A 14537-nucleotide genomic window follows, 5' to 3' on the forward strand; every position below is an offset into this window, starting at 1 on the left:
GCCCTCAGAGGGCATCGAGGCGGAAGCGCTGCTGGATCTCGCCGCGGAAGCGCCGCACGATACCCAGCGCGCTGCGCAGCGTGTCTCGTTCCAGCGTGCCGAGCTCCGACGGACGCACGCAATTGTCAGGCACCTGTCCGCCTTGCTTGCGTCGCAGTTGACCCGTGAGCTTGAGCGCCATGAGCCAGTGCAGCGCATCGAGCACATCGCGCGCGAGGCCAGGCTCGATCTGCTGCTGTTCGACCAGCAGGCGCAAGCGCTGTGCCGTGCCCGTGTCGCGCAGGCGCTGCTGCAACGCAAGCGCCCTGACGCCGTGGACGATCGGAAAGGTGCCGAGCTTCTTGAGGTCCAGCGCCTCGTCCTGGTCGCGCGCGACAAGGCGGTGCCACCAGTTGGGATGCGGATCGAACAGCTCGATCGCGCTGGCAAAGCGCGCGAAGAAGACATCGGTGCGATCGAGGATCCGGTCGAGGTGATCGCGCGCCTGCGCGAGCAGGCTGGCGTCGCCGGCGACTGCCAGGCTGTCGATGAAGATGGCCAGGTGCATCGGCCCTTCGGGTTGGACGCCGTAGACCCACTCCCGCAGCACCTCCCTGAAGCCCGCCAGCGGCTGGCACCAGAGCGGGTTGCTGAGCATGATGCGGCCGGGGCAGGGCGGATAGCCGAGCTCGGCCAGCCCGGCGCTGAACTGTGCGGTGACAGTCTCCAGTCCGGGGTACTGGAAGCCGTCGCGCAGCAGCAGGGCATTGTCCTGATCGGTCTTCAGGAGCTGCTCGCCGCGGCCTTCGCTGCCCATGACCACCAGGCAGCTGTTGGCCACCAGCTCCGCCGGCGCGAGCAGCGACCACATGCGCCGAAAGAGGCAGGCGTTGAGCTCTGCGGTGACCTTCGCGATCCGATCGATCTTCAGGCCGCCATCGTGCAGCAGCGCGACTATGGCATCCACCCGCGCGGCAGCGACAGCAAGCTCGGCCACCGTGGCAGCGTCGTCCATTTGACGCGCCACGGCTCGCGGGTCGTCGCAGGCGAGCCCGGCAGCGCCCAGGAGTTGCATTTCCGGCACGCTCCCGGGTTCGCCGCTGCGCATGGCGGCACCCTCAATGCCCGCTGGCGCTGGCGGCTCCGATGCCGGTTTCCGAGCGCACCTGCTGCGCAAGGAAGCCGCCCCTGTCGATGTCCGCGCGCTTGCTGCTGTCCAGCAGCGAGAAGATCCAGATGCCGAGGAAGCCGATCGTCATCGAGAATAGGCAGGGTGACGCATAGGGGAAGAACGCCGAGCCCGGCGGGTTGCCCAATGTCGCTTCCCATACGGACGGAGAGACCACCGTGAGCGCCACCGAGGAAATCAGCCCGAGGAAGCCGCCGATCACCGCGCCGCGCGTCGTGCAGCCCTTCCAGAGCACCGACATGAACAGCACGGGGAAGTTGGCCGACGCCGCGATGGCGAAGGCCAGGGACACCATGAATGCGATGTTCTGCTTCTCGAACACGATGCCGAGCAGCACCGCCAGCGCCCCGAGTGCGACGGTGGTGATGCGCGAGACGCGCAGTTCGGACGCACTGTCTGCCTTGCCGTTCTTGACGACGGTCGCATACAGGTCGTGCGAGACTGCCGAGGCACCCGACAGCGTCAGGCCGGCCACGACCGCCAGGATGGTCGCGAAGGCGACCGCGGAGATGAATCCGAGGAACACGTTGCCACCCACCGCATTGGCCAGGTGGATGGCCGCCATGTTGCCGCCGCCGATCAGCACGCCCTTGCCGTCGAGGAACTGGGCGTTCGTGAGCACGAAGGTGATGGCGCCGAATCCGATGATGAAGGTCAACAGGTAGAAATAGCCGATCCACCCGGTCGCCCACATGACCGATTTGCGGGCTTCCTTGGCGCTGGGCACGGTGAAGAAGCGCATCAGGATGTGCGGCAGCCCGGCGGTCCCGAACATCAGCGCCATCCCGAAGGAAATGGCCGAGATCGGGTCCTTGACGAAGTTGCCCGGGCCCATGATCGACTGGCCGATGGCCGCCGCCGCCTGCGCGGTCTTGCCGTCCTTGAGCGCCAGGTCGGTCTTGACCTTCACCGCCCCGGCGAACATCGCCTCCGGGCTGAAGCCGAAGTGCCACAGCACCGACAGCGCCATGAAGCTGGCGCCGCCCAGCAGCAGGCAGGCCTTGATGATCTGGACCCAGGTGGTGGCGGTCATGCCCCCGAACAGGACATAGACCATCATCAGCGAGCCGACGATCACGACCGCGATCCAGTACTCGAGGCCGAACAGCAGCTTGATCAGCTGGCCCGCGCCGACCATCTGGGCGATCAGGTAGAACGCCACCACGACCAGCGTGCCGGAGGCGGCGAAGATGCGAACCGGCGACTGCTTGAAGCGGAACGCCGCGACATCGGCGAAGGTGAACTTGCCCAGGTTGCGCAGCCGCTCCGCCATCAGGAAGGTGATGACCGGCCAGCCGACCAGGAAGCCGATGGAATAGATCAGCCCGTCGTAGCCGGCGACCATCACGGCCGCGGAAATGCCGAGGAAGGAGGCGGCGGACATGTAGTCGCCGGCGATTGCCAGGCCATTCTGGAAGCCGGTGATGCCGCCGCCGGCCGTGTAGAAGTCGGCCACCGACTTGGTCTTGGACGCTGCCCATTTGGTGATGAACAGCGTGCCGATGACGAACACCCCGAACATGCCGATGGCCGTCCAGTTGGTTGCCTGCTTCTGGGCCTGGCCGAGATCGGCACCGGCGGCCCAGGCTGCTGCGGACGCGGCAAGCAGGCTTGCGAGGATCAGCGCGCCGCGTGGGTTCGGGAAACGGGCTTTCATCGGAGTGTCCCCTTCGCCACCGCGTCGGACAGCGTGTCGAACTCGGCGTTGGCTCGCCTCACGTAGTAGGCGGTGATCGCGATGGTGAAGAGGATGACGCCGAAGCCGATCGGAATGCCCAGCGTCATCACGCCGTCGCCCATCCGTTGCGCGAGGAAGGGCTTGTTGAACGCCACCAGCAGTACGAAGCCGTAGTACACGAGCAGCATCAGCAGCGTGAGGATCCAGCCGAAGCGTGTGCGCTTCGCCTTGAGCATTTGGTATTGGGGATGGCCGGCAATGCGCCGAACCAGATCGTCGTCCATGGAATCTCCTTCAAAGAGGGGGTTGGCGACGCCATTGGAAGCTGGGGCGCGGTGCGCGCCTTTGCGCTAGCGCAAGGTCTTTGAATTTCGTGTTTCCGGGATCGACCGTCCGGAGTGACCGACTGTTGAGCCATGTCAAAGTGCTGTTCGCCAGCGCCGGTAGCCTTGTGTCTCCACATCAGAGGAGATCAAATGGCTGCCTTGGATCGCTCCGGCGCGCTTTCGCTCGACTTGCCTTTCATGGATCGCGCGCGTGAAGAGTTCATCCGCCTCCTGACGCGGGTCGACGAGGCCGACAACGCCCGGCTGCCCTCAGCCTGGAGCGAACTGGTCGAGTGCGCCGCCGAGAATTTCGCGCGCGAGGATGTCTGGATGCGTGCAACGAGCCATGCCTCTCGAAACGAACACGCGATCCAGCACCGCGTGGTGCTGGGCGTGATGCGAGAAGGTGCGTTGCAGGCCGGGGAAGGAAGGCTGCTGCAGGTGCGCGAGATGGCGCGTCAACTGAGGGACTGGCATGTCAAGCATGTCCAGACCATGGATGCAGCGCTCGCCCTCCATCTGCGCGGTGCGCGATTCGAGCCGGCGAACGTTGAGCCGCAAGCGAAGGATTCGCCTCCCGTGTGGTCGGCACTGCGCGGCGCGGTCGAACACGTCTCCTCCCTTTGAACCCAAGACCGAGGCGTGGCAGGAGCAGGTGCTCCTCGATGTCGCCAGGCCGTGAATGCGTCGGATGCCGGCAAGTTCAGCCGGGAGCGCCGTCCAGGCGCGGCCGCGTCAGCACCGGCCAGTAGCGCACCGCATACAGGGCGAAACCCGCGGTCCAGAAGACGGCCGAGGCCAGCACCGCGCCGAGGGTTTGCGACGGTGCGACGAGCGGCACGAGGATCCGCGCCAGCGCCGCGAGCATGACCAGCAGGAAACAGGCGGTATCGGCCCGGTCTGCATGCAGGAGCCTGGCCGTGTGGCCGCGCGCAGTGCGCACCATCATCCCGATGATGAGTCCCCCCGCTGCTCCCACCGTCAGCGCGTGGGTGGCCAGGGAGGGGGACACCCAGCCCTGCGAGGCCAGCACCCGCAACACGAGGTGAACGGGAATCCACGCGTAGGCCAGGTGCAGCACGAGAACGAGTGGGTTGTGCAGTGTCTTCCACGGCCGCCACAGCAGCCACCGCACCAGGTGCGCGAGCGCTGCGACGAAGGCGGCAGCGGCCATGACGACCGGCGGCAGGCCCGACACGTCGACCAGCAGCAGGGCGAGCACGGCGCCGAGCGCCACCCGCTCGACCATGGGCCGGCGCGTTGCATTGGCGCCGGGAACGCCGTTGTTGGTGAACATCGGAATGACCCGGCCGCCCATCACCGCCATGATGAACAGCAGGATGTCCAGCGCCAGCTGGATGCCGATCCAGGCCGGCGCCGCGATCACGCCGAGCGCCGAAAGATGGAACGCCAGGGCCGCTCCCGACATCAGCAGCAGCAGCCCGATGAAGAAATAGTTGCGGCGATTGCGCGCACCCACGAGCGCAATGGCCAGGGCGATCGCGCTTGCCAGCGGAAACGCCGCGTTGACCACGGCGGCCGTCCATGCGAATGGCGTGAGCACGAGGATCCGCCCGGCCACCCAGAGTGCCGCCAAGGCCGCCAGCGGCAGGCCCGTGGGCGTCGGCCGGCCGGACCAGTTGCGCCCCGCGGTGAAGAGAAAGCCGACGATCACAGCGAGCAAGAAGCCGAACAGCATCTCGTGCGCGTGCCACAGCGGACCCTGAAGATAGGCCAGCGGCAGCCAGCCGGCGAACTGCGCCGCCCACAGCCCGATGGACAGGGCTGCGAAAGCGCTGGCCAGCAGGTAGAACGGGCGGAAGCCGAGTTGCCACAGGGCGAAGCCGGGCGGCTGGGCGACGGGTGGTTGCGCCTGCTTGACGGCGATCAAGGGAGCCATTACCTGTTCACGGGCGTCTGTCCCAGCTCGGAGACATAGCGCTCGAGGGTGGGGCGCGCCGGACCGGCCTTGTGTGCCAGCACCGTGCCCACGCTGATGAAACACAGCGGCTCCTCGTGTTCCTCCAGGCCGAACAACGAGCGCAGTCCGGCAGACGGAAGCGACCGGCCGGTGGTCAAGGCCGAGCCGTAGCCCAGGACCGTCGCGGTCAGAAGCATGTTCTGGATGGCACATCCGGCCGACAGGATTCTCTCGGTTGCCGGGATCTCCCCGTTGTCGGGGCCCAGCCGCACGATCGCCAGCATCAGGACTGGAGCCTGGAAAGCCTCTTCGCGCGCCATGCCGCGCTCCTCGGGCGTGGCTGCGGCATCGCGTTCATTCAGGGACTGTGCGAAGACTTCGCCCAGCCGTCCCCGTTGCCGCGGCGGAACGATGACGAAGCGCCATGGCACGAGTCCTCCGTGGTCGGGGGCAGCCGCAGCGGCGCCGAGAATGTGCTCGAGCTCGGACTGCTCGGGTCCGGGCGCCCCCAGCCGCCTCGGCAGCACGGTGCGGCGCGTATGCAGGAGTTCGGCCAGTTGCCGTTCGGTGACAGGTGGATCAGCCGGAACAGCGGTCGACGCGCCGGGTTCGATGGGAGTAGGCATTTCGAATTCCCCAGAAGTGTTTCATCCGCAGCTTCCCAGGTGTCCGCACTGTGTGCAATAGTCGCATCCGTCCTTGCGGATCATCGCGTGGGCGCCGCATTCCGGGCACCTGGCGCCCATCAAGGAGGGCGCTGCGGATGCCGCCGATGCCGAGGCCTCCGATGTGGCTGGCAGCGCGCCGCTTCGCTTTGCGATCAGCTGCTGGATCGCGTACGCAATGGCGCCGACCTCGGAGTCGTGCCACATGGGCACGCGGGTGCCATCGGCCTTCGCGTGGGTGCCCAGGCGCACGGGGCCGCGGTCCCAGGCCACCTTGCGCATGTCTGCGAGCGCACGTTCGAGAAAGCCGCCGCGTGCGGCCAGCGACAGCAGCCGCATGCTCGCGGTGATCCATTGCTGTGATTCGCCGCTCTGGCCCACGGGCATGAAGAATTCGATGGCCCGCTCCCGCCCGTCGGGCAGCGGCAGGAACGACACCACGAGGTAGAGCGTCTGCCGTCCCTGCTGCGTCCAGTACTCGATCTTCTCGGCGCTGGCGTTTAACGCACCCGTCGGGCGGCTGGCGATCATCGCGCGCATCGGGTCGGCTGCGGCGTGGACGGCGCGCGTGGGCAGATCCTGCTTCGCTGCCGGCGCGGCCTCCAGCACCGACCCGAGGATGCTGTTGGGCCGGTAGGTGGCGAGTCCCTTCAGCCTGGCTGTCCAGGCGTGCAGGTAGAGTTCCTTGAACTCCTCGTACGGACAGTCGGCCGGCACGTTCACCGTCTTGGAGATGGCGGTATCGACGAAGGGCTGGACTGCTTCCATCATCGCCAGATGGCCGGCCGCCGGCATCGACAGGGCCGAGACGAAGCAGGACGGCAATGCCTCGGTGTCGCCCCCCAGGGCGCGGTACAGCCGCCAGGCATGGTCTTCCACCTCGTACTCCGAGATGCTGCCGTCGGCTTCGCGCTTCTTGCGGCGGTAGGTCCACGAGAACGCCGGCTCGATGCCGTTCGAGGCGTTGTCCGCAAACGCCAGGCTCACGGTGCCGGTCGGCGCAATGGAGACCAGGTGGCTGTTGCGGATGCCATGCATGCGGATCTGCTCCTGCAATGCCTGGTCCAGGCGGCTGGCGAAAGTGCCTCGCGCCAGATAGCGCTCCGCCTCGAAAAGAGGGAAGGGGCCTTTCTCGCGCGCCAGGCCCACCGACGCCATGTAGGCGGCGTCACGCAGGCTGCGCGCGATGCGCACGGCCATGGCCCGGCCCTCCGGCTGGTCATAGCGCAGGCACAGCATGGCCAGCGTGTCGCCCAGGCCCGTGAAGCCCACGCCGATGCGGCGTTTGGCCATCGCCTCCGCGCGCTGCTGCGGCAGCGGCCAGAACGTGAGGTCCAGCACGTTGTCGAGTGCCCGGACCTGCACTGCGACGCTGTCGCTGAAATGCTGGAAATCGAACTGCGCCTCGCCACCAACCCCGAACGGGTGGCGGACGAAGCGCGGCAGGATGATCGGACCGAGGTCGCAGCAACCGTAAGGCGGCAGCGGCTGCTCGCCGCATGGATTGGTCGCCTCGATGTGTTCGCAGTAGCGCAGGTTGTTGTCGGTGTTGATGGCATCCGTGAACAGGATGCCCGGTTCGGCGAAGTCATAGGCCGATCGCATGACCGTGTCCCAGAGCTCCCGCGCGGGCAGGCGCCGATAGATCCAGTTGCCGTCCGGGGCCTGCGTCGCACCTCGCGCGATCAGCTCGGCTCCCGGCCTGGCGCGGTGCGCCAGCGCCCATTCCTCGTCGGCCGCCAACGCGCGCATGAAGTCGTCGCCTACCGCGATGGACACGTTGAAGTTGTTCCAGCGCCCCGGCGTGCGCTTGGCGGTGATGAAATCCAGCACGTCGGGGTGGTCGATGCGCAGCACGCCCATCTGCGCGCCACGGCGCGCGCCGGCGCTCTCGACGGTCGAGCAGGACCGGTCGAACACGTCGATGTAGCTGCACGGACCGGAGGCCAGCGAGGCGGTGGCATGCACCTGCGCGCCGCGCGGCCGGATGCGGGAGAAGTCATAGCCGACCCCGCCGCCGCGGCGCATGGTTTCCGCCGCCTCGCGCAGCGCCTCGTAGATGCCGGCATAGCCTGCGTTGTCCCGGCCCTGGATGCAATCGCCTACCGGCTGCACGAAGCAATTGATCAGCGTGGCGTCCACTCCGGTGCCGGCGGCGCTCATGATGCGCCCGGCCCCGATCGCCCCGGCCTGCAGGTTGGCGAGGAATCGCGCCTCCCATTGCTCGCGATCGCCCTTGGCCTCCACCGACGCCAACGCTCGCGCGACGCGCGCAAAGAGATCCTCGGTGTCCTTCTCGCCAGGCTTGAGGTATTTTTCCAGCAGCACGTCGCGGCTGATGGGCTGCACGGGCAGCGGCGAGTCCAAGACGGCGTCATCGCGCTTCATGTGGTGGCCTGGACGATCCGGGAGAAACGAGCGCGCTTGCGGATCGTTCGCTGGCGGCGATTCCAGCACTTCGGAGGAGACCACGCCGGACCATCAGCGCAGCACGAGCACCGGCACGTCGGAATGCGCGAGGACCTGCGCGGTCTGGCTGCCCAGGAAGGCGCTCGTCAGCCCGGTGCGTCCGTGCGTGGCCATCACGATGAGATCGCTGCCGTACTTGCCGGCTGCATCCACGATGGATTCGGCCACGCGGCTCGATCTGACGATCGCCGAATTGACCCGGACGCCACAAGCCTGGGCGCGTTTCTCGACCTCGTCGAGCATGGTCCTGGCCTGCTCGGCGCGCCGGCCCTCGATGCGGTCCATCTCCTCGGATTCGAAGCCGAGGGCCCCATCCATGTGGCTCTTGACCTGCCGCCGCACCACGGTGAAGGCGGTCAGCTCGGCCTTGTGTTCCGTGGCCAGGTCGATGGCCTTCGACACGGCTTTCTCCGCCAATGGGGAGCCATCGGTGGCGACGAGAATGCGCTTGAACATGATCAGTCTCCTGCGACGTTGAATGCCCCGAGCGTAGGCCGGCAGGGCTTTTCGCTGATTGATATGGATCAACCAAGGACGTCGATCCGGATGGAGAATGCGGCAAGCAAACGCAAAGACTGGTTGGTGGCGTTCGATGATGAAATCCAGGCAATGGACTCTTGGCGCCAAGCTGGCCTTGGTCGCCATGCCGTTTCTGCTGGCCGCCCTGTGTGCCATTGCCACGCTCGTCTACATGTCGTGGCAGATCGAGGGTGGCGCCGCTGCCGTCAACGAGGCGGGGCGCATGCGCATGCGTACTTATCAGATCGTGCTGTCGGCCAGCGCGCAGGACGTGCAGGCGTTGTCCAGGCAAGTGGCAGAGTTCGAGCGCAGCCTCCAGCTGCTGCGCAGCGGCGACGTCGAGCGGCCGCTCGCCGTGCCCTGGGGCGGCGCCAGTCGCGAGCGCTTCGCCGTGGTCGAACGCGACTGGGCCGCCTTCCGCGGCCGCCTGGCCGATCCGGCGCCGCCCGGCGCCTCCATCAGTACCGACCTCGGCACGGAAGCGGCCGCGTTCACGTCGGGCATCGATGCATTCGTCGCAGGCATCGAAGACCATCTGTCCCGGTGGACCGCCGTCATGCATCTGCTGCAGGTCGCGATGATGGGCATCGCGCTGATCGGCGCGGCCGTGCTGGTCCATACCGGCTACCGGTTCGTCCTGGAGCCGCTGAGCTTGCTCAAGCAGGCGATTCATCGGCTCCAGGGCGGCGACCTCGGCGCCCGGGTCGCGCGCACGAGCACGGACGAATTCGCGACCCTGGCGGAGGGATTCAACGACATGGCCGAGCAGTTGCAGTCCATGTACCGGGGCCTGGAGAGCAGAGTGCAGGAGAAGACGGCGCAGCTGGAGGAAGAGCGCGGCCGCCTGGAATGCCTCTACGAGATCACGACGCTGGTCGCCAAGGCCGCGACACTCGACGAACTCGCCCGCGGATTCACCGAGAGCATCGCCCGCATCGCCCATGCGGACGGCGTCGCCCTGCGCTGGTCGGACGAGGCCAACCGCCGCTACCTGATGCTGGCCTCGCAGGGCTTGCCGCAGGTGATGCAGGACGCCGAGCATTGCGTGGCCGCCGGTGACTGCCATTGCGGCTCCACTCCCGCGTCGTCGGGCGCGCGCGTGATTCAGATCCGCACCACGCAGCCCGTTCGGATGCTGCATTGCGCGCAGGCCGGCTTCGAGACCGTGGTCTCGATACCGATCCGCCTGCATGAGCGGCTGATGGGCGAGGTGGACCTGTTTTTCCACGCCCGGATCACGATCTCCGAGGCGGAGCGCTCGCTGCTGGAATCGCTCACGGTCCACCTCGCGGGTGCCATGGAGAACCTTCGGTTGAACTCGCTGGGGCTCGAGGCCGCGATCTCGCAGGAACGAGGCCTCCTGGCGCGCGAGCTGCACGACTCGATCGCCCAATCGCTCGCATTCTTGAAGATCCAGGTGCAGCTCATGCGAGACGCGCTCGCCGCCGGCGACGGCACACAGGTTCAGCATGTGCTGGGGGAGATCGACATCGGCGTGCGCGAGAGCTATGGCGATGTGCGCGAGCTGCTGATGCATTTCCGCACGCGGGCCAACGGCGAGGACATCGAGCCGGCGCTCCTGACGACGCTGCGAAAGTTCGAGCACCAGAGCGGCCTCAAGGCAAGACTCCAGATGCTGGGGCAGGGCATGCCCTTGTTGCCGGACACGCAGATCCAGGTGCTGCACATCGTGCAGGAGGCGCTGTCGAACGTTCGCAAGCATGCTCGTGCCAGCCAGGTGTGGCTGGACGTGCAGCAGGCACCGCAATGGCGGGTCGAAGTGCGCGACGATGGTGTCGGGTTCGCCGACGGAAGCCGGGGTGCCGACGAGACCCACGTCGGCATGCGCATCATGGCCGAGCGTGCGGAACGCCTGGGTGCGCTGCTGGACGTCATGTCCTCGCCGGGCCGGGGCACGTCGGTCGTCCTGACCCTGCCGATGCCGTCCGGCACGGCCGGCATGGCGGCGATGGCACCTCAACGGCGCGTGGCCTGAACTCCCATGAACACGCTTGCGACCAGAATCCGCATCCTGGTGGTCGACGATCACACGCTGTTCCGGCGCGGGCTGACGGCACTGCTGCACCGCGACCCCGAGTTCGAGGTGGTAGGCGACGCCGCCGATGCGGGCGAGGCGCAGCGCCGCGCCCAGGAACTCAAGCCCGACCTGATCCTCCTGGACAACCATCTGCCCGGTGTGACGGGGGTCGACGCCTTGCCGGCGCTGCGCGAGGCCGTGCCCGCGGCACGGGTGCTGATGTTGACGGTCAGCGAGGACGAACGCGACCTCGCCGGCGCCCTGCGTGCGGGCGCGAGCGGCTACCTGCTCAAGACCATCGAGGGTGACGCGCTCGCCGTGGCGATCCGCAGGGCGATGCGCGGGGAGAACATCGTGGCCGAGGAGATGACCGGCAAGCTGGTGGCGGCCTACCGCGACGCCGCCACGCCGAAGCCCGGAGCAAGTGCCGAGCCCGCGGCGCCGGCGTCGCCGCTGGACGCACTCTCGCCACGCGAGCAGGACATCCTGCGCGGCATCGCCAGCGGGCAGGGCAACAAGGAGATTGCACGCTCGCTGGGCATCGCCGAGACCACGGTGAAGATCCACGTGCAGCACATCCTGCGCAAGCTCGACGTGAGCTCGCGCGTGCAGGCCGCCGTTATCGCAGTCGAGCGCAGCCTGGGTTGATCCAGCGCAAGCGCGCGCCGTTCTCCCGCACCGGTAGTTCTTCATGAGGATGCCGGCTTCCGGCCGCATCGTCCTCATGCCATGCCACCGCCCTCCCACCGAGGGATTCCGCCAGGCGTCGGTGCTTCCTAAAGTGCAACCATGATCAACGAACGGACTCCGTCATGAGCAGGAACAGCCAGGCACTGGCGGTCTTGATGGTCAGCACGCTGGCGTTCACGGTGTGCTTCATGGTGTGGATGATGTTCGGCGTGATCGGCATTCCGATCAAGAAGACGCTGGGCCTGAACGCCACCGAGTTCGGCCTGCTGACCGCGACGCCGGTGCTCACCGGTTCGCTGATCCGCGTTCCCCTGGGGATCTGGACCGACAAGTACGGCGGCCGCATCGTGATGGCGCTGCTGATGGCGCTCACCGTGCCTGCCATCTGGCTGATGAGCTACGCAACGGCCTACTGGCATTTCCTGGTCATCGGCCTGTTCGTCGGCCTGGCCGGCGGCTCGTTCTCGGTGGGCACGCCGTACGTGGCGCGCTGGTTCCCCAAGAACCGCCAGGGCTTCGCGATGGGCGTCTACGGCGCCGGCAACTCGGGCGCGGCGGTCAACAAGTTCATCGCACCGGCACTTGTCGTCGCCTTCGGATGGTCCATGGTGCCGCAGGTGTACGCCGCCATCATGCTGGGCACCCTGGTGCTGTTCTGGATGTTCAGCGCGAGCGACCCGGCGCACCTCGTTCCGAGCCATACGCGCTTCTCGGACCAGCTGCGCGCGCTGAAGGACCCGAAGGTCATCAAGTACTGCCAGTACTACAGCATCGTGTTCGGCGGCTACGTGGCGCTGAGCCTCTGGATGGTGCAGTACTACATCGGCGAGTTCGGGCTCGACATTCGTACCGCGGCGCTCCTGGCGGCGTGCTTCTCGCTGCCGGGCGGGGTGCTGCGCGCCGTGGGCGGCTGGCTGAGCGACAAGTACGGCGCACATGCCGTCACCTGGTGGGTGATGTGGGTCAGCTGGATCTGCCTCTTCCTGCTGAGCTACCCGCAGACCGATTTCACCATCGTCACCCTCACCGGCCCGAAGACCTTCCACATCGGCCTGAATGTCTACGCCTTCACCGGCCTGATGTTCCTGCTCGGCATCGCGTTCGCCTTCGGCAAGGCCTCGGTGTTCAAGTACATCGCCGACGACTACCCCGAGAACATCGGGACCATCAGCGGCATCGTCGGCCTGGCCGGCGGGATGGGCGGCTTCGTGCTGCCGATCATGTTCGGCGCGCTGGTGGACGTGACCGGCATTCGTTCCAGCGCCTTCATGCTGATGTACGGCGTGGTCTGGGTGTCGCTGATCTGGATGTACTGGACCGAGGTGCGCAGCACCGAGGTCATGGGCCGCCACGCCCACGCCTTCCGGCTCGACGGCCGAACCACGCCCCCTTCATTGAAGGAATCCGCATGAGCACTCTTGACACGACGGCGCGGGCGCAACCCCCCAACGGCGCCGACATCGCCGACTGGCGGCCGGAAGACGAGGCCTTCTGGGCCTCCACCGGCCGGCACATCGCCTATCGCAATCTGTGGATCTCGGTGCCCGCGTTGTTGTGCGGCTTCGCGATCTGGGGCATGTGGGGAATCATCACGGTCCAGATGCTGAACCTGGGCTTTCCGTTCAGCCAGGCCGAACTGTTCTCGCTGACCGCCATTTCGGGGCTCGCAGGCGCCACGATGCGCATCCCGGCCTCGTTCCTGATCCGCCTGGCGGGCGGCCGCAACACCATCTTCCTGACCACCGCCATGCTGTTGGCCCCGGCCATCGGCACCGGCATCGTGCTGCAGCACAAGGACTGGCCGTTGTGGTCCTTCCAGCTGATGGCGCTGTGGTCGGGCGTGGGCGGCGGCAACTTCGCAAGCTCGATGTCCAACATCAGCACCTTCTTCCCCAAGCGGCTGCAGGGGACCGCCCTGGGGCTGAACGCCGGCCTGGGCAATTTCGGCGTGACGAGCATGCAGATCGTCATTCCTCTCGTCATGACGGTCGGGCTGTTCGGCGCACTCGGCGGCGAACCGATGACGCTGGTGAAGGACAGCGGCTGGATCTTCGGCAAGATCCCCGCCGGCACGGCCACCTGGATCCAGAACGCCGGCCTGGCCTGGGTGCTGTCGCTGGTGCCGCTGGCCGTGTTGTGCTGGTTCGGCATGAACAACCTGAAGACCGTGTCGCCGAACACGGGCAATGCGATCGTCGCCTTCCTCAAGATCATCTGGCTCTACACGCTGTCCTTCGTCCCGGCCGGCCTCGGCCTGTACCTGTACCTGCCGCCGCCCACGGGCCTCGGGGTGCTGAACATGTGGATCGCGATGCCGCTGATCATCGTCAGCACGCTGATGGTGCTCAAGCTGACGGCCTTCGGGCCGATGAAGGAGAGCATCGCCAAGCAGTTCGAGATCTTCCGCAACAGGCACACCTGGGCGTTGACGCTGCTGTACATGGTGACCTTCGGCTCGTTCATCGGCTTCTCGATGGCGCTGCCGCTGGCGATCACGGTGATCTTCGGCGTCAGCCACGTGCCCGATGCGTCGGGCGTGATGCAGCACACGCTGAAGAACCCCAACGCGCCGTCGGCGCTCACCTATGCATGGATCGGGCCTTTCATCGGCGCGGCGGTGCGGCCGGTCGGCGGCTGGATCTCGGACAAGATCGGGGGCTCGATCGTGACCGAGATCATTTCGGCCGTGATGGTGGTGGCCTCGGCGGCTGTCGGCTACGTGATGCTGCTGGCCTACCGCTCGGCTGCGCCCGAGCAGTACTTCCTGATCTTCATGGCGCTGTTCGTGGTGCTCTTCACCGCCAGCGGCATCGGCAACGGCTCGACCTTCCGCACCATCGGCGTCATTTTCGACCGGCAGCAGGCCGGGCCCGTGCTCGGCTGGACCTCGGCCGTGGCGGCGTATGGGGCCTTCATCGCGCCGGTGGTGATCGGTGCGCAGATCAAGGCCGCGAGGCCCGAACTCGCCATGTACGGCTTCGCGGTGTTCTACGCGCTGTGCCTCGTTCTCAACTGGTGGTTCTACCTGCGTGCCAATGCGTACGTGAAGAACCCCTGACTCCA

General features: G+C 67.0%; 12 protein-coding genes. 5 read left to right on the forward strand and 7 right to left on the reverse strand.

All coding sequences use genetic code 11. The features are described 5' to 3' along the window. Nucleotides 1-4: 4 nt before the first annotated feature. From E5P3_RS12045 to E5P3_RS12055, 3 genes are read right to left on the reverse strand one after another with little or no spacing between them, the layout of a single operon-like run. The gene (locus E5P3_RS12045; RefSeq protein ID WP_162586185.1) at nt 5-1087 is read right to left on the reverse strand and encodes a putative nucleotidyltransferase substrate binding domain-containing protein; all 1083 of its coding nucleotides are present in this window, start codon (nt 1085-1087) and stop codon (nt 5-7) included. A gap of 10 nt (nt 1088-1097) precedes the next feature. Next, nucleotides 1098-2825 carry a cation acetate symporter gene (locus E5P3_RS12050; RefSeq protein ID WP_162586186.1) on the reverse strand — a complete coding sequence of 576 codons (1728 nt, stop codon included), beginning with the start codon at nt 2823-2825 and terminating at the stop codon, nt 1098-1100. Continuing rightward, nucleotides 2822-3130: a DUF485 domain-containing protein gene (locus E5P3_RS12055; RefSeq protein WP_162586187.1), complete on the reverse strand. Its 309-nt coding sequence runs from the start codon at nt 3128-3130 to the stop codon at nt 2822-2824. The genes E5P3_RS12050 and E5P3_RS12055 overlap by 4 nt, the downstream gene beginning before the upstream one ends. Before the next feature lie 192 nt (nt 3131-3322). Between E5P3_RS12055 and E5P3_RS12060 the strand changes: the two genes are divergently transcribed. Beyond that, the gene (locus E5P3_RS12060; RefSeq protein ID WP_162586188.1) at nt 3323-3799 is read left to right on the forward strand and encodes a bacteriohemerythrin; all 477 of its coding nucleotides are present in this window, start codon (nt 3323-3325) and stop codon (nt 3797-3799) included. Nucleotides 3800-3875: 76 nt separating this feature from the next. On the opposite strand, the gene E5P3_RS12065 is transcribed toward E5P3_RS12060, so the two are convergent. From E5P3_RS12065 to E5P3_RS12080, 4 genes are all read right to left on the reverse strand, one after another. Then, nucleotides 3876-5072: an NnrS family protein gene (locus tag E5P3_RS12065; RefSeq protein ID WP_162586189.1), complete on the reverse strand. Its 1197-nt coding sequence runs from the start codon at nt 5070-5072 to the stop codon at nt 3876-3878. Then, complete coding sequence (locus E5P3_RS12070; protein ID WP_162586190.1) at nt 5072-5719, reverse strand: nitroreductase family protein; 648 nt, start codon at nt 5717-5719, stop codon at nt 5072-5074. The genes E5P3_RS12065 and E5P3_RS12070 overlap by 1 nt, the downstream gene beginning before the upstream one ends. Nucleotides 5720-5740: 21 nt before the next feature. Further along, nucleotides 5741-8146: an adenosylcobalamin-dependent ribonucleoside-diphosphate reductase gene (locus E5P3_RS12075; protein WP_162586191.1), complete on the reverse strand. Its 2406-nt coding sequence runs from the start codon at nt 8144-8146 to the stop codon at nt 5741-5743. A gap of 93 nt (nt 8147-8239) precedes the next feature. Beyond that, nucleotides 8240-8683: a universal stress protein gene (locus tag E5P3_RS12080; RefSeq protein WP_162586192.1), complete on the reverse strand. Its 444-nt coding sequence runs from the start codon at nt 8681-8683 to the stop codon at nt 8240-8242. Between the two features lie 136 nt (nt 8684-8819). Between E5P3_RS12080 and E5P3_RS12085 the strand changes: the two genes are divergently transcribed. From E5P3_RS12085 to E5P3_RS12100, 4 genes are all read left to right on the forward strand, one after another. Next, the gene (locus tag E5P3_RS12085; protein WP_162586193.1) at nt 8820-10742 is read left to right on the forward strand and encodes a type IV pili methyl-accepting chemotaxis transducer N-terminal domain-containing protein; all 1923 of its coding nucleotides are present in this window, start codon (nt 8820-8822) and stop codon (nt 10740-10742) included. A gap of 6 nt (nt 10743-10748) precedes the next feature. Continuing rightward, nucleotides 10749-11432: a response regulator gene (locus E5P3_RS12090; RefSeq protein WP_162586194.1), complete on the forward strand. Its 684-nt coding sequence runs from the start codon at nt 10749-10751 to the stop codon at nt 11430-11432. Nucleotides 11433-11596: 164 nt separating this feature from the next. Next, nucleotides 11597-12886: an MFS transporter gene (locus tag E5P3_RS12095; RefSeq protein WP_162586195.1), complete on the forward strand. Its 1290-nt coding sequence runs from the start codon at nt 11597-11599 to the stop codon at nt 12884-12886. Then, the gene (locus E5P3_RS12100; protein WP_162586196.1) at nt 12883-14532 is read left to right on the forward strand and encodes an MFS transporter; all 1650 of its coding nucleotides are present in this window, start codon (nt 12883-12885) and stop codon (nt 14530-14532) included. The genes E5P3_RS12095 and E5P3_RS12100 overlap by 4 nt, the downstream gene beginning before the upstream one ends. Nucleotides 14533-14537 lie beyond the last annotated feature (5 nt).

Origin of the sequence: Variovorax sp. RA8, assembly GCF_901827175.1 — a bacterium.
Lineage (GTDB): Bacteria > Pseudomonadota > Gammaproteobacteria > Burkholderiales > Burkholderiaceae_C > Variovorax.

Excerpts from the sequence above, each read along its gene's own strand:
- E5P3_RS12045 (WP_162586185.1), bottom strand. The coding sequence starts at position 1,087 with ATGCGCAGCGGCGAACCCGGGAGCGTGCCGGAAATGCAACTCCTGGGC.
- E5P3_RS12050 (WP_162586186.1), bottom strand. The coding sequence starts at position 2,825 with ATGAAAGCCCGTTTCCCGAACCCACGCGGCGCGCTGATCCTCGCAAGC.
- E5P3_RS12055 (WP_162586187.1), bottom strand. The coding sequence starts at position 3,130 with ATGGACGACGATCTGGTTCGGCGCATTGCCGGCCATCCCCAATACCAA.
- E5P3_RS12060 (WP_162586188.1), top strand. The coding sequence starts at position 3,323 with ATGGCTGCCTTGGATCGCTCCGGCGCGCTTTCGCTCGACTTGCCTTTC.
- E5P3_RS12065 (WP_162586189.1), bottom strand. The coding sequence starts at position 5,072 with ATGGCTCCCTTGATCGCCGTCAAGCAGGCGCAACCACCCGTCGCCCAG.
- E5P3_RS12070 (WP_162586190.1), bottom strand. The coding sequence starts at position 5,719 with ATGCCTACTCCCATCGAACCCGGCGCGTCGACCGCTGTTCCGGCTGAT.
- E5P3_RS12075 (WP_162586191.1), bottom strand. The coding sequence starts at position 8,146 with ATGAAGCGCGATGACGCCGTCTTGGACTCGCCGCTGCCCGTGCAGCCC.
- E5P3_RS12080 (WP_162586192.1), bottom strand. The coding sequence starts at position 8,683 with ATGTTCAAGCGCATTCTCGTCGCCACCGATGGCTCCCCATTGGCGGAG.
- E5P3_RS12085 (WP_162586193.1), top strand. The coding sequence starts at position 8,820 with ATGATGAAATCCAGGCAATGGACTCTTGGCGCCAAGCTGGCCTTGGTC.
- E5P3_RS12090 (WP_162586194.1), top strand. The coding sequence starts at position 10,749 with ATGAACACGCTTGCGACCAGAATCCGCATCCTGGTGGTCGACGATCAC.
- E5P3_RS12095 (WP_162586195.1), top strand. The coding sequence starts at position 11,597 with ATGAGCAGGAACAGCCAGGCACTGGCGGTCTTGATGGTCAGCACGCTG.
- E5P3_RS12100 (WP_162586196.1), top strand. The coding sequence starts at position 12,883 with ATGAGCACTCTTGACACGACGGCGCGGGCGCAACCCCCCAACGGCGCC.